Below are 20,957 nucleotides of genomic sequence, written 5' to 3' on the forward strand. Positions count from 1 at the left end.
TAGCGTTCCGGCGGGTTCACCACCTCGGTCCTGCAGGCTTCCCCGCCCCCTCACATCATGTGGTTGGGGAGGAACAGCACGGTTGCGGGAAACAGTCCGAGTACGATGAACAGGACAACCATCGCGATGATGAACGGGTAGGAGGCGCGGATGAACTGTCCGAAGCTGACCTTCATGATCCCGCACACCGTGTACATTATGACGCCGATGGGGGGCGTGTTGCCACCGAAGGTGATCAGGATCGTCATCACGACGCCGACGTGAACCGGGTCGAATCCCTGTGCCGTCAGCGCCGGCAGCAACAGCGGCGTCAGCAGCAGGACGTTCACCGTCGCCTCCATGATCATCCCGGCGACGAACAGGATGCCCAGCACGATCAGCAGGGTCGCGTACGGGCTGGAATGGATGGACGCGAGCGAGTTGGTGATGCCCTGCGGCGCCTGCTCGATGATGAAGGCGTGCCCCACCACGGCCGACAGGATGATGATCAGCATCACCATGCCGATGTCGATCACCGAGTGGTGCAACGCCAGTACGAACGTCTTCCAGGTCATCTCCCGGTAGATCGCGACGCCGACTATGAGCGCATAGGCGACGACGATCGTTCCGGCCTCCGTCGCGGTGAAAAAGCCGAACCGGAAGCCCGCCAGCAGGAAGATCGGGAACATCAGGGCCCAGAAGCATTCCCGGAATCCTCCGGCGACTTGGCGGAAGGTTGGCCGTTCCTTCAGTTCCGGTGTGTAGCCGTTGCGACCCGCGACGTAGCGCGTCACCGCCATCAGCGTTGCGGTCATCAGGATGCCGGGAATGACGCCGCCGAGCAGCAGACGGCCGATGGAGACCTCGTTCACGAAGCCGAACAGGATCAAGCCGATGCTCGGCGGGATGGTCGCCGTGATCACCGACGAGAACGCGATCACGCTGGCGCTGAACCCCTTCGAATAGCCGCGCTCCAGCATCGTCGGCCCGAGCAGTCGCGCTTCCATCGCCGCGTCGGCGACCGCCGCACCGGAAATGCCGCCCATCAGGGCCGACAAAACGATCGCGACCTGGGCCAGACCGCCGACCATCCAGCCGGTGAGCAGTCGCGCGAACCGCATCAACCGCTCGGTGATGCCCGTCGTGTTCATCAGGTTGCCGGCGAGGATGAAGAACGGCACCGCCAGCAGCGGATAGGAGAGGCTTGCCCCGTACATGCGCTGCAGAGCGACCGTCGGCGGCATGTAGTCGCTGACCAGGAAGATCGGGAGAGACGCTATCGCCAGGGCGAAGGCTACGGGAAAATTGAGAAGGAGGAGGACCAGAAAGATGGCGCCGATCAGCCACAGCATCACATGACATCCCGGGCAAGGTGCGCGTCGTCGTAACCGATCTTGCGCCACCGCCGGACCAACTGCTCGATGGTCGTGATGGCCATCAGCGCGAAGCCGACCGGAAGCGCCGCGGTGGCGATGCCCTCGCTGACCCCGAGCATCGGCAGCGGCCGCCCTCCACTGATCTTCGCAAAGGTGAGGCCGTACCATGCGAGCAGGCAGAGCAGCCCCAGCACGACCACCGCGTTGAAGGTCTCGAGCACACGCCGGGCCGGACGCGACAGCGTATCGGCGATCAGGGGCACGCTGAAATGCCCGAAATTCTGCAGCGTGATGTCGCCGGCAAGCAGGCAGAGCCAGACGAACATGGCCTGGCTGGCCTCGATCGACCAGATCACCGGGGTGCCGAGGTAGCGGCCGATGGTGGCCAGAAAGACGACGAGGAACACGCCGCAGAGGAGAGCCATGGCCACCGCGCGCTCGACGCGGCGCAGCCAGATCATCGCAGTCGAAAGGAGGGATGTCATTGTCACGCCGATGCCGATCGGGTTGCGTCATGAAGCGCCTGAGACGCCCGCCCGCGGCGGCGCCCCGGGGATCCCGCGCGATCGAGGCCGCGCGGGATCGGAAGGAAGCGGCCCTATTTGGCGCCGATGGCGCCGCGGGCTTCCTTGATCATGTCGGTCAGGCCGAGTTCCTGGTACACCGGCTCCACCGCATCGCGGAACGGCGTCGTGTCGATGCGATGCACCGTAACGCCCGCCTTCTCGATTTCGGCAAAGATCTCGTCGGCCTGCTCGACGTTGGCCTTGAGGACGCCGGCACCGGCCTTTTCGGCCTCCTCCTCGACGATCGTCCGAAGGTCGTCGGGAAGTGAATTCAGCCACTTGGCGCTGACGATCAATCCGCTCATCAGGTAGATGTGTTCGGTGACGGTCACGTCGCTGACGACCTCATAGAGCTTCGCGCCGCGAATGGCCGACGGCTGGGCTTCCGCGCCGTCGATCACCCCGGTTTGGAGCGAGGGATAGACCTCCGCCCAGGCGAGCGGGGTCGGCACCGCGCCCATTGCGCCGATGGTCTTGATCCAGAGCGGCTGGCCGATGGTGCGCACCCGCACGCCCTTGAGGTCATCAGGGCCGCTGACCGGCTTCTTGGTGAGCAGGTTGCGGGCGCCCTGGTACCAGTTGAACGACAGCAGCGTGAGGCCTGTCTTTTCCTCCAGCTGCTTGTTCCAGTTCTTGTAGGTCGGCGTCTCGACCAGTTCGGCCAGCTGATCGACGCTGTCGAACACGTAAGGCGCCACGAGCACATCGAACTGGGGCACATAGACCGACAGGCGCGAAGCCTCCACGAACGTCCCGACGTTCGCGCCAGCCTGTGCCTGATCCATCATGTCCTGGGTGTCGCCCAGCTGCGAGCTCGGGAAGATCTGGATCTCGACCTTCCCGTCGGTCCGCTCGGCGACCGCCTTCTTCATCGCCTCGGCGCCGACAACCAGAGGGTCGCCGGGAGCGAGCACCGTACCGAGCCGGAGGGTGTAGTCGGCCGCGAACACGTGAACGGGCGAAAGAGCAAGGCCGGCAAGCATTGCTCCGAAAATGACTCGAGATTTCAGCATCTGTCGTTTCTCCCCTGACAGGTCATCCGGCCGGTTCGGCTCCGCCGATGGCCCGCGGCTTCACGGCCACGTTCTTTGTTCCGATGACGACGCCCCCTGAACGACGGCAGGCGCGATCCCGGTTGACGTTCCAGTCAGGTATATTAATATTTTAGTTCTGGCTCGCGTCAAGGTGGTTTCGTCTCCAGATTGGGGCGCCATCCTCCTGCACCGCGCGCTGGCAATCAGGCACAGCCTCGCCGAAGAGGCGAAGGGAAGGAAACACGATGACCGCCGCTGAACCGCGCCGCCCCCGCACTCGGCTGATCACGCACGCTGACCATGGCCCCTCGAACGGACCGCGGAGTTCTGGAGCATGAGCACTCGGATCAGTGCGGATGCCCGCGAGCGGCTCCATCACGTCAGCACGGCGACGCTCACGACGGCTCTCCTGAAACGCGGCTTCCGCAACACGTTCCTGCAGGGGCCGCGGCGGATCGCATCGGGCCGCCAGATGGTCGGCGAGGCCTACACGCTTCGCTACATCCCGGCGCGCGAGGACCTCGACACGCTGGACGCCTTCCTGGATCCGGGCCACCCGCAACGGGTCGGTATCGAGAGCTGCCCGCCCGGCCACGTGATGGTGATCGACGCACGTGGCGACGCGGATGCCGCGTCTGCCGGTGGCATCCTGGTCACGCGCCTCATGGTGCGGGGTGCAGCCGGCATCGTGACCGACGGTGGGTTCCGGGACACGCCCGACATCGCCGGCCTCGACTTTCCCGCCTTTCACACCCGCCCCTCCGCGCCGACTAACCTGATCCGCCACCACGCCATCGACCTGAACCTGCCGATTGCCTGCGGCGGAGTTGCCGTCTACCCGGGCGACATCATCGTGGGCGACGACGAAGGGGTCGTTGTCATCCCCGCACACCTCGCCAACGAGATCGCCGACGAAGCCCACGAAATGACCGCCTTCGAGGACTTCGTCGCCGAGCGGGTGGGCGCCGGACACACCATCGTCGGCCTCTATCCGCCAACCGACCCGGCCAACCGGGAGCGGTTTGCCTCCTGGCGCACGGACAACGGGCGATAGCGGATGAGCCCTTTGATGAAAGAGCTCGCCGCGCTTTCGGTGCCGGCCGACGGCGTCGCGCTCTGGCCCCTCGGCCAGAGCGGTTACCTCGTGAAGTCGCCTGGCGGGACGGTGATCGCCATCGACCCCTATCTGTCGGACCGCATCAACGGCATGCGTCCCGGCCTGGACACGTCCCGACAGGTCCCATTGCCGATGCCGCCGGACGAGCTGCTGGTCGACCTCTATCTCTGCACCCACAGCCACGCCGACCATGCCTGTCCGGAAACCATCGCCGGCAGCCGACGGGCCGGAACACGCCGGTTCGCCGGACCGGCCCAGGCGCTTGAGGTGTTTGCCGAATCCGGTGTTCCCGCCGACGAGCGGATGCTGACCTATCCCAAGCAGGCGTTTACCGTCGGCGACGTCACCATCACCGGCACGTTCGCGCTGCCGACCGACGCCACCGACCTCAATCACATGGGCTTCGTGCTCGACGTCGCCGGTGGCCCGCGGGTCTACATCACGGGCGACACGGCCCCCTCCCCGCTGCTGCGCGCAGCGAAGGTCCACGCGCCGGACGTGATGATCGTCTGCATCAACGGCGGCTACGGCAACCTCAGCCACTTTGAAGCGGCCGAGCTGGTGCGTGACATCGATCCGCAGGTGGCCCTGCCCTGCCACCACGACATGTTCATCGACAACAGCTGCCCGCCGCACCTCTTCCGGGCCTCTCTGGCCATTCTCGACATCGCCGACAAGTACCGCCTGCCGCGTGTTGGCGAGGCGTACGTCCACACTCTTTCCGGGCCATCGCCCGAACCGGAGAGCCATCAGTGAAGACCAAGGAGGATCTCCGCAGCCACCGCTGGTTCGGAGCCCAGGACCTGCGCGCCTTCGGGCACCGCTCGCGGATGCTGCAGATGGGCTACAGCCACGAAGAGTTCGTCGGGAAGCCGATCGTCGCCATCGTCAACACGTGGAGCGGCATCAACTCCTGCCACGCTCACTTTGCCGAGCGGGTGGAGGACGTGAAGCGCGGCGTGATCCAGGCCGGCGGCTTCCCGGTGGAGCTGCCGGCGCTGTCGCTGGCGGAGCCCTTCGTCAAGCCGACCACCATGCTCTACCGCAACCTGCTGGCGATCGAGACGGAGGAACTCCTGCGCTCGCACCCGGTCGACGGCGCGGTGCTGATGGGCGGCTGCGACAAGACCACGCCGGGTCTGCTGATGGGTGCCATCTCCATGGACCTGCCGTCGATCTTCCTGCCGGCTGGACCGATGCTGCGCGGCAACTGGCAGGGCAAGGCGCTGGGCAGCGGATCCGACGTCTGGAAATACTGGGCGGAGAAGACCGCCGGCAACATCTCCGAGGAGACCTGGAAGGAGATGGAGGCCGGCATCGCTCGCTCCCACGGTCACTGCATGACCATGGGGACCGCATCGACGCTGACGGCACTCGCCGAGGTGCTCGGCTTCACCCTACCCGGCGCCAGCTCGATCCCTGCGCCGGACGCGGGCCATCCCCGCATGGCCTCGGCGTGCGGCCGCATGGCCGTGGAGATGATCTGGGCGGACCGCAAGCCGTCCCGGATTCTCACCCGCGCCTCGTTCGAGAATGCGCTCGTCGCGCAGATGGCGATGGGGGGCTCCACCAACGCCCTCATCCATCTGGTGGCGCTCGCGCGCCGCGCCGGCGTGCCGCTCGACCTCAAGGACGTCGACCGGTTTTCCCGGGACGTGCCCGTCACCGCAAACGTCCAGCCGTCGGGCCAGTACCTGATGGAGGACTTCTATTACGCCGGCGGCCTCACCGCGCTGCTCGGCACGCTCCGAGACAAGCTCGACCTCTCTGCGGCGACCGTCAGCGGCCGCACCCTGGGCGAGACCATCGCCACCGCCGAGGTCTACGACGACGACGTCATCCGGCCCCTCGACAGACCCGTTTCGGCTTCGGGCGGAACGGCGGTGCTCTACGGCAACCTTGCGCCGAATGGCTGCGTGATGAAGCCGTCGGCTGCCGACCCGCGCCTCCTCAAGCACGAAGGGCCGGCGCTGGTCTTCCGCGACTACAACGAAATGTCGGCGATGATCGACCGCGAGGATCTCGACGTAACGGCAGATACGGTGCTCATCCTGCAGAATGCCGGGCCGGTCGGCGGACCCGGCATGCCGGAATGGGGGATGCTGCCGATCCCGAAGAAACTCCTGAAGCAGGGCGTGCGCGACATGCTGCGCATTTCCGACGCGCGGATGAGCGGCACCAGCTACGGCGCCTGCGTGCTGCACGTCTCGCCCGAGGCGTATATCGGCGGGCCGCTGGCCGCTGTTCGGACCGGCGACATCATCGCCATCGACGTGGACGCTCGCAGCCTTCAGGTGCGGTTGAGCGACGCGGAGATCGCCGAGCGGCTGACCACGTGGTCGCCGCCGCCGCGCGACGTGCCGCGCGGCTACAACCACATGTTCGCGCGCCACATCGGCCAGGCCCATGACGGCTGCGACTTCGATTTCCTCGTCGGCTCCGGAGGCGTGCCCGAACCGGAGATCCACTAGAAGCATTCTTGGCATCGGACCGCGCAGACCGCCCGGCGTCGCGCACCTGGTCGTCGGCCGCAGGGCCGGCTGCCGCAGGGCCGAGGAGACGATAATGACCACGCCACCGCGATACCTTCCCCTCGCCTGCTGTTGAATGGAGGGAACCCGCTGATGCTCGACAAACTCCTGTTGACCGGCGCCGCTGGTGGGCTCGGGACGCGGCTCCGGCCGCTGCTTCCCGACCTCGCACGCTCGGTCGTCCTGTCGGACGTCACGGCGATTTCGGATCTCGCGGACCACGAGACGTTCCGCGCATGCGATCTGGGCGACGCCGCAGCGGTCGAAGGCCTGTTCGACGGCGTCGATGGCGTCATCCACCTCGGCGGAATTTCAGTGGAGCGCCCGTGGGAGCTGATCCTCAGCGCCAACGTGGCCGGCTGCTACAACGTTTTCGAGGCGGCCCGGCACAGCGGACAGCCGCGCATCATCTTCGCAAGCTCGAACCATGTGGTCGGCTTTTACCGGCGCGACGAACGCCTGGACAACCTGGCATTGCCGAAGCCGGACACGCTCTACGGCGTCTCGAAGGCGTTCGGCGAGTCCCTCGCCTCGTTCTATTTCGACAAGTTCGGCCAGGAGTGTCTTGCCGTGCGCATCGGCTCCTGCGTCGACAAACCTCAGAATCCCCGGATGCTGGCGACCTGGCTCGCGGTCGAAGACTTCTTCGACCTTGTGCAGCGTGCGTTCGCGGCGCCGCGGCTCGGCTACACCATCGTCTACGGCGCTTCCGCCAACGACGAGAGCTGGTGGGACAACACCCGCGCCGGCTTCCTCGGCTGGACGCCGAAGCACACGTCGGCTACATGGCGCGCAGAGGTTGTGGCGACAGCCGCCCCCGAAGCGCCGACGGACGCGGCCGTGATCTACCAGGGTGGCGCGTTCGTCACCCTCGGACACCCCGACGACGACGCCTGAGCGGCCCGCATCCAAGCGCCTGGCCCGGCGGGCGGGCCTGCAGCTCACGTGGCGGCCCTGTGCGAAGTGCTTGTACGGGCCCGAAGCACCCCGGTCGGCCGAAACTCATGCACGGACGAGGAGAGGAAAGAAAGATGCCACTGCGCGAGAACCTGATCGGCGGAGCATGGGTTGGTGGCGACGCCGTACCCAACATCAACCCCTCCAACACCGATGACGTGGTGGGGACCTATGCACGCGGGACCGCTGCCAACGCCAACGCCGCGATCGCCGCCGCCAAGGCGGCCTTCCCCGGCTGGTCGCGCTCCGGTCTCCTGGAGCGCCACGCCATCCTGCGCAAGGCAGCCGACGAAATCTTCGCCCGCAAGGAAGAGCTCGGACGACTGCTGTCGCGCGAGGAGGGCAAGACGCTCGCCGAGGGCATCGGCGAGGCCGGGCGCGCCGGACAGGTGTTCGAGTTCTTCGCCGGCGAAGCCCTGCGGCTGACCGGCGAGACCGTGCCGTCGGTCCGCCCGGGTGTAGGCGTGGAGATGACCCGCGAGCCGGTCGGCGTCGTCGGCCTGATCACGCCGTGGAACTTCCCGATCGCCATCCCCGCCTGGAAACTCGCTCCCGCGCTCTGTCACGGCAATACGGTCGTCCTGAAACCAGCCGAGCTGACCCCGGGATGCGCCTGGGAACTGGTCGACATCCTGAAGCGCGCGGGGCTTCCCGACGGCGTCCTCAATCTCGTCATGGGCAAGGGCTCGGTGGTCGGCCAGGCGATGCTAGACAACCCCGACGTAAACGCGATCTCGTTCACCGGATCCGTGGCGACCGGCAAGCGCGTGGCCGCCGCGTGCGCCGAGCACATGCGCAAGGTCCAGCTGGAGATGGGCGGCAAGAACCCGATGGTGGTTCTCGACGACGCCGATCTCGGCACCGCCGTCGAGGCGTGCGTGAACGGCGCCTTTTTTTCAACCGGCCAGCGCTGCACCGCCTCGTCGCGCCTGATCGTGACGGAAGGCATCCACGATCGCTTCGTCGATGCCGTGGTGGCGCGGCTGAAGGGCCTCTCCGTGGACGACGCCCTGAAGGAGGGCACCCATATCGGCCCCGTCGTGGACGCCTCCCAGCTGGAACAGGACGAACGCTATCTCGCCATCGGCCGCGACGAGGATGGCGCCAACCTCGTTTTCGGCGGCGAGCGGCTGAATCGCGAGACGCCGGGGTTCTATCTGCAGCCGGCGCTGTTCACAGAGGCGACCAACGCCATGCGCACCTCGCGCGAGGAGATCTTCGGCCCGGTGGCCAGCGTCATCCGGGTGAAGGACTACGAGGAGGCGCTGAACGTCGCCAACGACACGCCGTTCGGACTGTCGGCCGGCATCTGCACGACGAGCCTCAAGCACGCCACCCACTTCAAGCGGAACTCCGAGGCCGGCATGGTGATGGTCAACCTGCCCACCGCCGGCGTCGACTTCCACGTACCGTTTGGCGGTCGCAAGGGATCCAGCTACGGACCCCGCGAACAGGGGCGGTATGCGCAGGAATTCTACACGACCGTGAAGACGGCCTACACGCTGGCCTGAGCCGGCCCCTTCCCCGTCCGCTGTCGACCTGGCAGCCGCAGCAGTAGCCGGCCACGCGCCCGTGTGGCCACTTTTCCAGTGGCTGGGCAACCGCCAGACGTCAGGACGCAGAGACGGCCGCGGCCTGCCGTGCGCGGCGGCGCCTGCGCACCCCGCTGAGCACGAACATCACCACCAGGAGGGCGGCGCAGGCGAGAATTGCGCCGGAGATCGGCCGCTCGATGAAGATCATCGGATCGCCGCGCGACAGCATCATCGAACGCCGGAGGTTCTGCTCGAGCAGCGGTCCCAGGACCAGGCCGAGCAGCAGCGGCGCTGTCGGAAACTGGGTGAGCCGCATCCCGTAGCCAATGGCGCCGAAGACGACCGCCAGCAGCACGTCGAAGTAGGAATTGCTGATCGAATAGACGCCGACGCAGATGAACACGAGGATCGCCGGATAGAGGATGCCGTAGGGGATCCGCAGAATGCGCACCCACAGCCCGATCAGCGGCAGGTTGAGCATCAAGAGCAGCACGTTCCCGATCAGGAAGCTGACCGTGAGGCCCCAGAACAGCTCCGGGTTGTCGGCAATCAGCCGGGGTCCTGGCACCACGCCGTGGATGATGAGCGCGCCCAGCATGATCGCGACGATGGCATCCCCCGGAATGCCGAGGCTGAGGGTGGGAATGAACGCCGTCTGAGCCGCCGCGTTGTTGGCGGATTCGGGCGCGACGACGCCCTCGATCGCCCCTTTGCCGAACCGTTCGGGGTGCCTTGAGACGCGGCGCTCGCAGGCATAGGCAACGAAGGTGGAAAGCGCCGCGCCGGTGCCGGGCAGGATACCGAGCGCCGCGCCGATCGACGTGCCGCGCAATGCCGGCAACATCGAGCGCCGCCAGTCCTCCCGCGTCGGCAACAGCGCCCGCCAGCGAAGATCCAGGTTGCTGATCCTGCTGCGGTTCAGACGGCCGGCGTTGGCGATCACCTCGGCGATGCCGAACAGGCCGGTGGTGACAACCACCAGGTTCACGCCGTCGCTCAGGTGGTTGAAGCCGAAGATGTAGCGGCGGACGCCGCTGTTCACGTCGGTGCCGACACAGCCGATCATCAGCCCGAAGATGATCATCGCGAATGCCCGGCTCGGCGAGCCGTCGCCGGCAAGCGCGGCGGCCAGCAGACCCAGGCACATCAGTGCGAAGTATTCGGGCGAGCCGAAGTTGAGGGCGATCGCCGCAAGCAGCGGAGCGAAACCGGCAAGGATGAGGATACCCACCATGCCGCCGAAGAACGAGGACAGGGTGGTGGCGAACAGCGCGACGCCGGCCCTACCCTGCTGCGCCATCGGATGGCCGTCGAGACAGGTGACGGCGGCTCCGGCCGTTCCCGGGAGGTTCAGGAGGATTGCCGCCGTGGAGCCGCCGTACATCGACCCGTAGTAGATGCCGGCGAGCATGATGATCGCCTCGGTCGGCGGCGCGTAGAACGTCAGCGGCAGCAGCATGCCCACGGTAGCGAGAGGTCCGATGCCCGGAAGCACGCCGATCATGATGCCGAGGGTGATCCCGATGGCGCAGTAGGACAGCGCCGAAGCGGTCAGGGCAACGCTGAAGCCGAGGCTGAGGTTGGCGACGAGATCCACCGGGCTCACCAGACGAACGGTCGAAGCGGAAGATTGAGGAACACCACGAAGACCATCGTGCATCCGGCGGCGAGCACGGCGCCGAGCAGGAGCGCCTTGAGGAGCGACAGGCTGCGTTCTGCAAGCACGGAGATCAGCACGCATGCGAAGATCGCCGGCACCAGGCCGAGTGTGCCGACCGTCAGCGCGAACGCGATCGGCCCGGCCAGGATGGTGAGAAAGACGACCCCGCGCGGCATGGACAGTCGGAAGGGCTCCTCACCCGCCGGACTCCCTTCCAGCAGAATGCCAAGCCCCGAAAGAAGAAGGAGGGCGGAGAGCGCGAAGGGAAACACTGCGGGCCCGAACTGGCGGAGCGAACCGAATTCGTATCCCGAGGCCTCCCACATCCCCACCAGACCGACGAAGACGACAGCGCCGGCGGCGAGCCCGACGGGCATTGACACACGCAACCCTCGCAAGCCCGTCTCTCCCCTGTCCGATCTTTGGACGGCCGGGCGCCGTTGTCGGCTTGCGCAGTTCCCCGGGCGTGCTAAGTGTGTTGTTTACATATGTAATCGGATTGACATTATGAGACCCGCCTCCGTTCGCAAAGTCAAGTCAGCCGACCGGACCCTGGACCTGCTGGAATATCTGGCCGTTTCACCCAACCCGACCCCGGCGGCGACGATCGCGGCCGCGCTGGGCATTCCCAAAAGCAGCCTGTTCCACCTGATCGCCACGCTGACGGAACGGGGCTATGTTGCAGCGGGCGAAGATGGCTACAGGATCGGCCCGAAGGTCGCCGAACTGGCCCGCGGCCCGGACACCGGCGCGCATCTCGGCAAGCTGATGGGACCGGTCATCGAAGGCCTGTGCCACTCCATCAACGAGACATGCGGGTTCAACCGGCAGCTGGGCGACGACGCGGAAGTGGTGCTCACCCACTCCGGCCAGCACTCGCTTTCCTTCACCATGAAGACCGGTGATCTGGCGCCGCTCTACGCGGTTTCCTCGGGCAAGGCGATGCTGGCGCTGAAAGACGAGGCGTGGCTCGACGACTATCTGCGACGGGTGCGTTTCGATCAGTTCGCCCGCAACACCATCCAGTCCGTGGAACGACTGACGCGCGATCTCGAACGGATCCGCAGCGAGGGTTTCGGGACCGTCGACGAGGAGTTCACCCCTGGAATCGTCGGCCTCGCCATGGTGGTCCGACAGGGCGAGACGGTTGTGGGCGCGATCAATGTCGCGATCCCGAGTGCCCGCTACGACCAGCGCACCGGCATGCGTATCCGTCAGGAAATCCGCAAGGCCGTCGCCCAGGCCGAAGCCGTGCTGAACCGCGCCTCCCACCGCTGAAACCACGCCCCTTTGGCGATGCGGTTGCCCGCAGCGGGCCCTTTCCGCCCGCTTGACGGGCCAATCGGCCCATGCTTTTGTTCACTGAACAGAACAGTTTACAATATGAAACGCTCGAAAAGAGCCGAGGGAGGAGACTGGCCATGACCGCTCACACATTCATCAGGGCTCTGCTGGCCGGCGGAGCCGCCGCGATGCTGGCAACCGCAGCCGCGACCGCCGCCGACTGGCCGGAGCGGCCGGTGCACGTGATCGTGGCGTACGGCGCCGGGGGCGGCACCGACACGCTGTCGCGGATGGTCGCGGAGCCCCTGTCGAAGACGCTCGGCCAGCCGGTCGTCATCGACAACCGGCCGGGTGCCGGCGGGACGATCGGTGCGGACGCCGCGGCGAAGGCCGATCCCGACGGCTACACCATGTACATGATGGCGAATGGCCACACGGTTGCGGCCGCCATGTACAAGGAGCTCCCTTACGATCCGGTGACGGACTACGATGCGGTGTCCATCGTGGCGCGCATGCCGCTTGTCGTCGTGTCCCGTCCCGATTTCGCGGCCAGCAACCTCGACGAGCTGGTGGCGCTTGCCAAGGAAAAGCCGGGTGAGCTGACCTTCGCCAGCGTCGGCGTCGGCTCCTCGCAGCATTTCGCCGGCGCGCTGCTCGCGGAGACGCTGGGCATCGACGTGGTTCACATTCCCTACCAGAAGACGCCGGAGGCGCTGGCCGCCGTCCTGTCGGGCGAAGTCGACATGCTGGTGGAGGTGCTCGCTCCCGTGGTCGGTCAGGTCAAGGCCGGCGACATCAAGGCGCTGGCGGTTACCAGTGCGAAGCGGCACCCGAGCCTGCCGGACGTCGGGACCGTGGCGGAAGCCGGACACGGCGACTACGACGTCTCGACCTGGTACGGCCTCGTGTTTCCGGACGGAACGCCGGCAGAGGTGATCGCCCAGGCCAACACCGCACTCGGCGAGGCATTGGCCGACGACGCTCTCCGCTCGAAGGCGCTGGAGACCGGATATATCATCGAGGGATCGACGCCGGAGCAGTTCGGAGATCAGATCGCTTCGGACGTCGAGCGCTGGAACAAGGTTCGGGCAAACGCCGACATTCCCCAGCGCTAGGGCGTCCATCCGCAGGTCTTCTCGGCCTCTACGATCCTGACGGCCCGGGCACGCAACGTCCCCGGGCCTTTCACCCGGAAAGTCGATCGGTGCCATGACACAGAAAGAGATCCTCGTCGTGTGCGGCAGCCTGCGTGCGGGCTCGTTCAACAGGATGATCTGCAACACCCTGCCCGAGCTCGCACCGCCAGGCATGCACTTCATCAATGCGCCGTCGATCGCGGAGTTTCCGCTCTACGACGCCGACCTGCAGGCGTCCGGCATGCCGGCGCCGGTCTCGGCGCTGGGTGACGCGATCCGCGCGGCCGACGGCGTGATCATCGTCAGTCCGGAGTACAACTACTCCGTGCCGGGCGTGCTCAAGAACGCCATCGACTGGGTCTCGCGGCTCCCCGAGCAGCCATTCGCCGGAAAGCCGGTCGCCCTCCAGTCGGCGGCCATCGGCATGCTCGGCGGCGCCCGCTGCCAGTATCACCTGCGCCAGATCATGGTGTTCCTGGACGCCCAGGTCTTCAACAAGCCGGAAGTGTTCGTGAGCTTCGCCAAATCGAAGGTCGACGAGAGCAAGGGCATCGTCACCGACGCGCCCACCCGCGACGCCATCACCGCCCAGCTGACGGGCTTACTTCCATTCGTCGAGCGGATGGCCGGAGCCTAGGTCTCACACTCGCAGAGCATGCCCCATTCCCTTCACCCTCGTCCTCGGGGGCGGGATGGGCCACTGCCCCTTTTGCTGCCCTCGAAGGACACGATGATGAACGACGATCTCCTGGACCGACTTGCGATCCGCGATCTGGTGGAAAACTGGGCCGTGTGGCGGGACGCCGGCGACTGGGAGCGCTTCCGGACCGTCTGGCACGACGACGGCGTGATGATGGCCACCTGGTTCCAGGGCGACGCCGACGCCTTCATCAAGGTGAGCCGCGAAGGCTTCGAGAAGGGGGTGAACATCCTCCACTTCCTCGGCGGCACCTCCATCGACCTCGCCGGCGCACGCGCGATTGCCCAGACCAAGATGACGATCTCCCAGCGCGGCTCCGTCGATGGCGCCATGTGCGACGTGGTCTGCACGGGGCGCTTCTACGACTTCATCGAGAAGCGCGATGGAAAATGGGGAGTGGTGCTGCGGCAGCCGATCTACGAGAAGGACCGTCTCGATCCCGTCGACCCTGCCTGTCGCCTCGAGCTCGACCAGGATCTGCTCGGCCGCTTCCCGGAAGGCTACCGGCACCTCGCCTACATGCAGTCCCGCCTCGGCTTCAAGGTGAAGCCCGATATGCCCGGCCTGAAGGGCGACGCCGTCCACAAGCTCTACGCGCGCGGCCGGAGCTGGCTGGCGGGGGAGCCGCTGTAGGCTCCAGCCGCCCTCAGCCGTAGGTTCGTTCCTCGATCGGCATCGCCTCGATCCGGGCGAGCAGGGCCGCCAGCATCGTCTGCTCGGCCCGATTGAGGTTCGCCCGCGGATTCCACACCACGTGCACGTCGATCTCCGGCATCTTGTCGTAGGGTGGCAGGTGCCAGAGCACGCCGTTCCTGACATCGCCCTTCGCGACGTGCACCGGCAGCGGTCCGATGCCCAAGCCGGCGATGATCATGCGCCGGACTTCCTCCAGATTGCTGGACGTTCCCACCACCCGCTCCCGGAGCTGCGCTTCGGCGCGCATCAAGGTGACCGGCTTCAGGACATCCTGCAGCCGGTCCGTCTCGAAGCTCACCGACGAATGCCCGGCCAGGTCGCCGTGCTTCAGGTCCGTGCGGCCGAACAGCGGATGCGGCGGACCGCAGAACAGCCCGAAGAACTCGCGGTAAAGGCGGCTGTATTCGAGCTTCGGGTTGCGCTCGCGAACCAGGCAGACCGCGAACGACGCGCTGCGCGCGGTAACCGCGGCGATCGCCTCGTGGCTCGGATGAACGTCGATGGAGACGGTTGCCTTGGGGTGGGCGGCATAGAACTGCGCCAGGGCCTCATCGAACACCGGGCACACCACGTGGCTCGCCAGCGCAATCTTCACGTGCCCCTGCACCTCGTCGGTGACGTCGCGCACCGCCGTGGTGAGGCGAAAGATGGCGCCCTGGATCTCGACCGCCTCCCGGTAGAGCAGTTCTCCGGCGCGGGTCAGCCGGAAATGTCCCGGCGAGCGATCGATGAGCTTCTTGCCGATCCGGGTTTCCAGACGCTTCAGCGCCGTCGATGCCGACGGCTGACTCAGCCTGAGCTTGCCCGCCGCGTCGGTGACCGAGCGCGATTCCGCCATCACGATGAACGTTCTGAGCAGGTTCCAGTCGAGCTCGCGAACCAATCGTTCGGCTGGCTGCAGGGGAAGCTCATCATTCACCATAGACAGACCCTATAGTCACGATACCTATTATCTATTTGAGGAATGACCCTGCGCTCGCCAAAGTCAAGGTTGTGGTGGGAACGGGGGAGCCGCACGGTCAATGTCGGTTGAAAGCCGCGAGGCACGCCAACCCTGGATATTGCTCTCTCCGGCGCTGACGGCGATCACCCTGCTGCTGTTCGTGCCGCTGCTGTTCATCGTCGTCTATTCGTTCTGGCTGCGCACGGCGACAGGCGCCGATCAGGTCGGCTTCTATCTCGACAACTGGCGCGAGGCGCTCTCCGACCGCTTCTATCGCGACATTCTCCTGCACACGCTGAAGATCGCCGCGATTACCGCCGTCGTATGCGGCCTCGTCGGATATCCGGCCGCCTACTTCATCGCCCGGTCGCGCAGCAACAAGGCGCTGCTGCTCCTGCTCCTGATGCTGCCCTTCTGGATCAGCTACATCATCCGCACGATGTCCTGGATCAACATCCTCGGCGTCTCCGGTGCGGTCAACTCGGCGCTCATCTGGCTCGGCATCATCAACGAGCCGGTCCAGATGCTCTACAATGAGACGACGGTCATTCTCGGCCTCGTCCACTTCCTGCTGCCGTTCATGATCCTCAATGTCTTCGTCAGCCTGGAAGGCATCGACGAGACGCTCGAGCACGCCGCCTGCTCGCTCGGCGCCACCCGCTGGAACAGCTTCCTGGAGATCACGCTGCCGCTCTCCCTGCCCGGCCTCGCCGCCGGCGGGCTACTGTGCTTCGTCTTGTCCGCCGGGACCTACATCACGCCGCTGGTGCTCGGCGGACCGACCGACGCGATGTTCGCCAACCTCGTCTTCGAGGCGATCATCACCCAGCTCGACTGGCCCCTCGGCTCCGCCCTGTCGCTGATGCTGCTCGCCGTGCTCGGCGTGCTGGTCCTGGTCTACAACCACTTCCTCGGCATGGCCCAGCTGATGAAGGGGCTCGGCTGATGGGCTGGCAGCTGATCCGCATCTGGACGGTCCTCGTCTACCTCTTCATGCTGCTGCCGGTCGCCGTGGTGGTGCTGCTCAGCTTCAACGCCAGCCAGTTCGGCGCCTTCCCGATGACCGGGGTGTCCCTGCACTGGTTCGTCGAACTCGCCAACAACGACGCCATCCTGCGCGCCTTCCAGACCTCGCTCGTCCTCGGCGCCCTGACGGCGGTGATCTCGACCACGCTGGGCGTTCTCGCCGGGCTTGCGCTGGTCCGCTACAAGCTGCCCGGCAGCAACCTGATCTCCACGATCCTGATCGCCCCCATCCTCGTCCCCGAGGTGGTGCTGGCGGTGGCGCTGCTGCTGTTCCTCAATTTCCTCTCGCTGCCGAAGAGCTTCCCGCTGCTTCTCATGGGGCACGTGATCTTCACGCTGCCGTTCGTGGTGCTGGTGGTCCAGGCGCGCCTCGTCGGCATCCGCCGCGACATGGAAGAGGCGGCCATGAGCCTGGGCGCCAGCCCGGTGCAGGCGTTCTTCCAGATCACCCTGCCGCTGCTCGCGCCCGCTGTTTTCGCCGGCATGCTGTTCGCCTTCACCATCAGCTTCGACGACATCACCGGCACGCTGTTCTGGAAGCCGGGCGGCGTGGAGACCGTGCCCACCCAGATCTTCGCGATGCTGCGCAATTCCATCTCGCCCGAAATCAACGCGCTCGGGACGGTGATGATCCTCCTGACCGTTGGACTGCCGCTTTCGGGGCTGGCGATCGCCCGGCGCGTCTCCTCCAGGCGCGGCGGATAAGCCCACAACAAACAACCTTCCAGGGAAAAGGAGCCATCAAATGGACGATACGAAACGCTACGAACGCCTCCGCGAACGCTACATGGACGGAAGCGTCGACCGCCGCACCTTCCTCGGCCTGCTGGGGGCCGCAGGCCTAGCCTACGGCGTGCAGATGCCGTTCGCCCGGCAGGCGCTGGCGGCCGTCGACCAGGTCCGCTTCGACGGCTGGGGAGGCGTCGTCTCCGAGGCCTTCCAGAAGTATGCCTTCACGCCCTTCACCGAGAAGACCGGCATCAAGGTGGTCGACGGCACGTTCGGCGGCGGCGACGAATATCTGTCGCGGGTGAAGGCGAGCCAGCCCGGCGAGTACAACATCGCCCATCTGTCGGGCGTCTTCGACTACGTGCGCTACACCAATCTCGGCCTCGGCTCGACGCTCGACGAGAGCAAGATCCCCAACCTCGAGTACGTGATCCCGAAGCTGACCGACGTCTTCCGCAAGGTGAGCGACGGCAAGCTCTCCTGCGTGCCCTACGACTACGGCACCACCGGCATCGCCTACAATCGCAAGTACATCTCCGACGAGGAGGTAAAGGAAAAGGGCGCCAGGATCCTGATCGACGAGAAGTACAAGAAGAAGATCGGCGGCTGGAGCGACTGGCGCACCCGCATCTGGTACGCCTCGCTGCAGACCGACCAGGACCCCAACAACGCGACCGACATGGACGCCGTTTGGGACGCGGTGCGCAAGAACCGTGATCTTCTCCTGAAGTACTGGAGTTCCGGGGCCGAGCTGATGAGCCTCCTCGCCGAAGAGGAGATCTACGTCACCGAGGGCTGGTCCGGGCGCATCTACGCGCTGCAGGAGCAGGGTCACGACATCGGCTACATGGACCCGCCGAACGGGTTCGGCTGGCAGGAGTGCCTGTTCGTGATCAAGGGATCGCCGATGAGCGCCTGCGAGGAACTGCTCAACTTCATGCTGGCGCCGGAGACGTCGATCGCGGTGGCGGAAGGGCAGAACTATCCGCCCGCCCTCGACCCGAAGAAGGTCGATCTCGGCACCAAGATCCCCAAGCTGCCGGCCTTCGACCCGTCGGGCACCCTGTCGGGCCTCACCTTCGCCGATCCCGCCTACTGGAACGGTCACGAGCAGGCCTGGTCGAAGAAGTTCAGCCAGGTCCAGAAGGGCTACTGACCCGCGATTGTGGGAGTGCGTGCCGCGCCGGCGCGCACTCCCCCTCTTTCCGAGCGAACCAGAACCGGATTCAATCCCGTGAGCGCCGTCACACTCACCAACATCGTCAAGCGCTTCGGTAGCTTCACCGCGCTCCATCCCATGTCGATGGAGATCGCCGAGGGCACCTTCGTCACGCTGCTGGGCCCGTCCGGCTGCGGTAAGACGACGACGCTCCGGATGATCGCCGGGCTGCTCGACCCCAGCGAGGGTGAGATCACCATCAAGGGCCGGCGCATGAACGACGTGCCGATCCACAAGCGGAATCTCGGCCTCGTCTTTCAGAATTACGCGCTGTTTCCCCACAAGACGATTTCGGAGAATGTCGCCTTCGGCCTGAAATACCGCGACGTGGGGCGCGCCGATGCGGAACGCCGCGTGCGCGAGGCACTGGAGCTCGTTCAGCTGCCGCATGTGGGCGACCGGTATCCCAAGGAGCTTTCGGGAGGCCAGCAGCAGCGCATCGCGCTCGCCCGCGCCCTCGTCATCGAACCCGACGTCCTGTTGCTCGACGAACCGCTCTCCGCGCTGGATGCGAACCTGCGCGAGGACATGCGGGTGGAGCTCAAGCGGATCCAGCACCGGATCGGCGTCACCACGGTGTTCGTCACCCACGACCAGTCCGAGGCGCTGGCCATGTCCGACCGGGTGGTGGTGATGTCGGACGGGCGGGTCGAGCAGATCGGCGCCCCGGAGGACGTCTACAACAATCCCCAGTCGGAATTCGTCGCCCGCTTCCTCGGCGCCTCGAATGTGCTCGACGCGCGATGCACCGGCGTCGACGGAAATGCCGTCGGCATCGAGGCCGCGGGCATCGGACGGTTCTCCATTCCCCGCGAGCGGGCCCCCCTGATCAGGGAAGCAGGCCCGGTGAAGCTCGTTATCCGCGCCGAGAGGCTTCATCTCGCGACCCCCGGCACGCCAGCGGATGACCTCGTCACCGCATCGGGCGTCGTCGAAACCGTCGACTATCAGGGCCAGTCCGCCCGCTACTTCGTCCGGGTCGGCGAGCACCAGCTTCAGGCGATCAACATGATCGACGATCGCCCGTTCGCGGAGGGTGCGGAGGTCGCCCTGCACCTCCGCCCGCGCGATTGCGCAGCACTTCCCACAACCTGACATCCGGACGCGCCAGATGAGTGCTCAGTACAAAAGCCACCTGTTCTACCAGACACGGCGGCGCAAGCCGGTGCTGGACGAGGCCCGCGGAATCTACATGTGGGACATCGACGGCAAGCGCTACATCGACGGCTCGTCGGGCGCGATGGTCTGCAACATCGGTCATTCCAACGAGGTCGTGCTGGCCGCCATGCGACGGCAGATGGAGAAGGCGACCTTCGGATACCGTCTGCATTTCGAAACCGAGGCGTCGGAGAAGCTCGCGGCCAAGACCGCGTCGCTGATGCCCGAGGGTTTGAACCGCATCTTCTTCGTCTCGGGCGGGTCCGAGGCGGTCGAGAGCGCCATCAAGCTCGCCCGCCAGCATGCGGTGTCGACGGGTCAGGCCTCGCGCTGGAAGGTCATCTCCCGCAACCCCTCCTATCACGGCTCGACGCTCGGCGCGCTGGCCCTCACCGGCTACGACCCGCTGACAGAACCCTTCCTGCCGATGATGCGGACGATGCCCAAGATTCCTGCGCCGCGTGCCTATCTGGACGGGCTCGATCCCGACGACGACGCCACCGGCCTGCACTACGCCAACATGCTGGAGGCGAAGATCCTCGAGGAAGGGCCCGAGACGGTGCTCGCCTTCATCGTCGAGCCCGTCGGCGGAGCTTCCACCGGCGCCCTGGTCCCGCCAAAGGGCTACATGGAGCGGATCCAGGAGATCTGCCGGACCTATGGCATCCTGCTAATCCTCGACGAGGTGATGACCGGGGCGGGACGCACGGGCCGCTTCCTGGCCGGCGAACACTGGAGCCTCGAACCCGATATCGTCGTCATGTCGAAGGGCTTTGCGGCGGGCTACGTCCCGCTCGGCGCGATGGCGGCGCACGATCGGCTGATCGATCCGGTGCTGGAGAGCGGTGGCTTCCAGCACGGCTACACCTACGCCGGCAATCCGCTCGCCTGTGCCGCCGGTCTTGCCGTAATCGAGGAGATCGAGCACCAGGGCATGATCGCCAACGCGGAACGCATGGGCGATCTCCTTAAGTCGCGGCTGGAAGACCTGATGCAGCGTCACGCCATGATCGGCGACGTCCGCGGCAAGGGCCTGCTGCTCGCCTTCGAGTTCGTCGCCGACCGGCGGACGATGGCGCCGCTGCCGGCGGCCCTCTCGGCCCATGAGCGCTTCGTCAACATCGCCTACGACAACGGCCTGATCGTCTACTCCCGCCGCACCCGTGGCGGCTTCGAAGGCGACCACATCCTGGTCTGCCCGCCGCTGATCGTCGACGAGACCCAGATCGACGAGATCACCGGCCTTCTCGAGCTGTCGTTGCGTCAGTTCACCGATGAAATCCATGCGGCCCTTCCGCAGAGCGCCTGAGT

The 20,957-nt window shown here is 66.1% G+C and carries 20 protein-coding genes; 14 read left to right on the forward strand and 6 right to left on the reverse strand.

Going from position 1 to position 20,957, the window contains the following annotated elements:
* Positions 1 to 50 precede the first annotated feature (50 nt).
* The 3 genes from AB7M35_RS11480 to AB7M35_RS11490 all read right to left on the reverse strand — a co-directional run bounded on the left by AB7M35_RS11480 (position 51) and on the right by AB7M35_RS11490 (position 2,934).
* A complete protein-coding gene (locus tag AB7M35_RS11480; RefSeq protein WP_453959873.1) occupies positions 51 to 1,331 on the reverse strand; it encodes a TRAP transporter large permease in 1,281 nt (426 codons plus the stop codon).
* Positions 1,331 to 1,840 (reverse strand): TRAP transporter small permease, encoded by a 510-nt coding sequence (locus AB7M35_RS11485; RefSeq protein ID WP_453959875.1) that lies wholly within the window; start codon positions 1,838 to 1,840, stop codon positions 1,331 to 1,333. The genes AB7M35_RS11480 and AB7M35_RS11485 overlap by 1 nt, the downstream gene beginning before the upstream one ends.
* A gap of 113 nt (positions 1,841 to 1,953) precedes the next feature.
* Positions 1,954 to 2,934, reverse strand: a complete 981-nt coding sequence (locus AB7M35_RS11490; protein WP_453959877.1) for a C4-dicarboxylate TRAP transporter substrate-binding protein — start codon at positions 2,932 to 2,934, stop codon at positions 1,954 to 1,956.
* A 355-nt stretch (positions 2,935 to 3,289) separates the two neighbouring features.
* Here AB7M35_RS11490 and AB7M35_RS11495 point away from each other — a divergent pair, with 355 nt between their 5' ends.
* From AB7M35_RS11495 to AB7M35_RS11515, 5 genes are all read left to right on the forward strand, one after another.
* Positions 3,290 to 4,009 (forward strand): ribonuclease activity regulator RraA, encoded by a 720-nt coding sequence (locus AB7M35_RS11495; protein ID WP_453959880.1) that lies wholly within the window; start codon positions 3,290 to 3,292, stop codon positions 4,007 to 4,009.
* A 15-nt stretch (positions 4,010 to 4,024) separates the two neighbouring features.
* A complete protein-coding gene (locus AB7M35_RS11500) occupies positions 4,025 to 4,828 on the forward strand; it encodes an MBL fold metallo-hydrolase (RefSeq protein WP_453959881.1) in 804 nt (267 codons plus the stop codon).
* Positions 4,825 to 6,543: an L-arabinonate dehydratase gene (gene araD / locus AB7M35_RS11505; RefSeq protein ID WP_453959883.1), complete on the forward strand. Its 1,719-nt coding sequence runs from the start codon at positions 4,825 to 4,827 to the stop codon at positions 6,541 to 6,543. Before AB7M35_RS11500 ends, araD begins: the two co-directional genes overlap by 4 nt.
* Positions 6,544 to 6,696: 153 nt before the next feature.
* Entirely contained in the window at positions 6,697 to 7,500 is an 804-nt protein-coding gene (locus AB7M35_RS11510) for an NAD-dependent epimerase/dehydratase family protein (protein ID WP_453959884.1), read from the forward strand.
* A 134-nt stretch (positions 7,501 to 7,634) separates the two neighbouring features.
* On the forward strand, positions 7,635 to 9,071 hold the full coding sequence (locus AB7M35_RS11515) for an aldehyde dehydrogenase family protein (protein WP_453959886.1): 1,437 nt from the start codon (positions 7,635 to 7,637) through the stop codon (positions 9,069 to 9,071).
* Between the two features lie 100 nt (positions 9,072 to 9,171).
* Here AB7M35_RS11515 and AB7M35_RS11520 read toward each other — a convergent pair whose 3' ends face one another.
* Together AB7M35_RS11520 and AB7M35_RS11525 are read right to left on the reverse strand one after the other, a co-directional pair.
* Positions 9,172 to 10,692, reverse strand: a complete 1,521-nt coding sequence (locus AB7M35_RS11520; RefSeq protein WP_453959888.1) for a tripartite tricarboxylate transporter permease — start codon at positions 10,690 to 10,692, stop codon at positions 9,172 to 9,174.
* 5 nt (positions 10,693 to 10,697) lie between these two features.
* Positions 10,698 to 11,132 (reverse strand): tripartite tricarboxylate transporter TctB family protein, encoded by a 435-nt coding sequence (locus tag AB7M35_RS11525; protein WP_453960711.1) that lies wholly within the window; start codon positions 11,130 to 11,132, stop codon positions 10,698 to 10,700.
* 130 nt (positions 11,133 to 11,262) lie between these two features.
* Here AB7M35_RS11525 and AB7M35_RS11530 point away from each other — a divergent pair, with 130 nt between their 5' ends.
* The 4 genes from AB7M35_RS11530 (at position 11,263) to AB7M35_RS11545 (ending at position 14,508) form a co-directional block, all read left to right on the forward strand.
* Positions 11,263 to 12,033, forward strand: a complete 771-nt coding sequence (locus AB7M35_RS11530) for an IclR family transcriptional regulator (RefSeq protein WP_453959890.1) — start codon at positions 11,263 to 11,265, stop codon at positions 12,031 to 12,033.
* Between the two features lie 143 nt (positions 12,034 to 12,176).
* Positions 12,177 to 13,154 carry a tripartite tricarboxylate transporter substrate binding protein gene (locus AB7M35_RS11535; RefSeq protein WP_453959892.1) on the forward strand — a complete coding sequence of 326 codons (978 nt, stop codon included), beginning with the start codon at positions 12,177 to 12,179 and terminating at the stop codon, positions 13,152 to 13,154.
* 94 nt (positions 13,155 to 13,248) lie between these two features.
* Positions 13,249 to 13,812 (forward strand): NADPH-dependent FMN reductase, encoded by a 564-nt coding sequence (locus AB7M35_RS11540; RefSeq protein ID WP_453959894.1) that lies wholly within the window; start codon positions 13,249 to 13,251, stop codon positions 13,810 to 13,812.
* 96 nt (positions 13,813 to 13,908) lie between these two features.
* Entirely contained in the window at positions 13,909 to 14,508 is a 600-nt protein-coding gene (locus tag AB7M35_RS11545) for a nuclear transport factor 2 family protein (RefSeq protein WP_453959896.1), read from the forward strand.
* Between the two features lie 13 nt (positions 14,509 to 14,521).
* Here the strand turns inward: AB7M35_RS11545 and AB7M35_RS11550 are convergent, their stop codons facing one another.
* A complete protein-coding gene (locus AB7M35_RS11550; RefSeq protein WP_453959898.1) occupies positions 14,522 to 15,493 on the reverse strand; it encodes a LysR family transcriptional regulator in 972 nt (323 codons plus the stop codon).
* Between the two features lie 100 nt (positions 15,494 to 15,593).
* On the opposite strand from AB7M35_RS11550, the gene AB7M35_RS11555 reads away from it, so the two are divergent.
* The 5 genes from AB7M35_RS11555 (at position 15,594) to AB7M35_RS11575 (ending at position 20,955) form a co-directional block, all read left to right on the forward strand.
* Positions 15,594 to 16,460 carry an ABC transporter permease gene (locus AB7M35_RS11555; protein ID WP_453959900.1) on the forward strand — a complete coding sequence of 289 codons (867 nt, stop codon included), beginning with the start codon at positions 15,594 to 15,596 and terminating at the stop codon, positions 16,458 to 16,460.
* The gene (locus AB7M35_RS11560) at positions 16,460 to 17,245 is read left to right on the forward strand and encodes an ABC transporter permease (RefSeq protein WP_453959903.1); all 786 of its coding nucleotides are present in this window, start codon (positions 16,460 to 16,462) and stop codon (positions 17,243 to 17,245) included. Before AB7M35_RS11555 ends, AB7M35_RS11560 begins: the two co-directional genes overlap by 1 nt.
* Positions 17,246 to 17,285: 40 nt before the next feature.
* Positions 17,286 to 18,425 (forward strand): extracellular solute-binding protein, encoded by a 1,140-nt coding sequence (locus AB7M35_RS11565; RefSeq protein ID WP_453959905.1) that lies wholly within the window; start codon positions 17,286 to 17,288, stop codon positions 18,423 to 18,425.
* Between the two features lie 78 nt (positions 18,426 to 18,503).
* A complete protein-coding gene (locus tag AB7M35_RS11570) occupies positions 18,504 to 19,583 on the forward strand; it encodes an ABC transporter ATP-binding protein (RefSeq protein ID WP_453959907.1) in 1,080 nt (359 codons plus the stop codon).
* A gap of 16 nt (positions 19,584 to 19,599) precedes the next feature.
* On the forward strand, positions 19,600 to 20,955 hold the full coding sequence (locus tag AB7M35_RS11575; protein WP_453959909.1) for an aminotransferase family protein: 1,356 nt from the start codon (positions 19,600 to 19,602) through the stop codon (positions 20,953 to 20,955).
* Positions 20,956 to 20,957 lie beyond the last annotated feature (2 nt).

The sequence above is a fragment of the Amorphus suaedae genome, assembly GCF_053629675.1.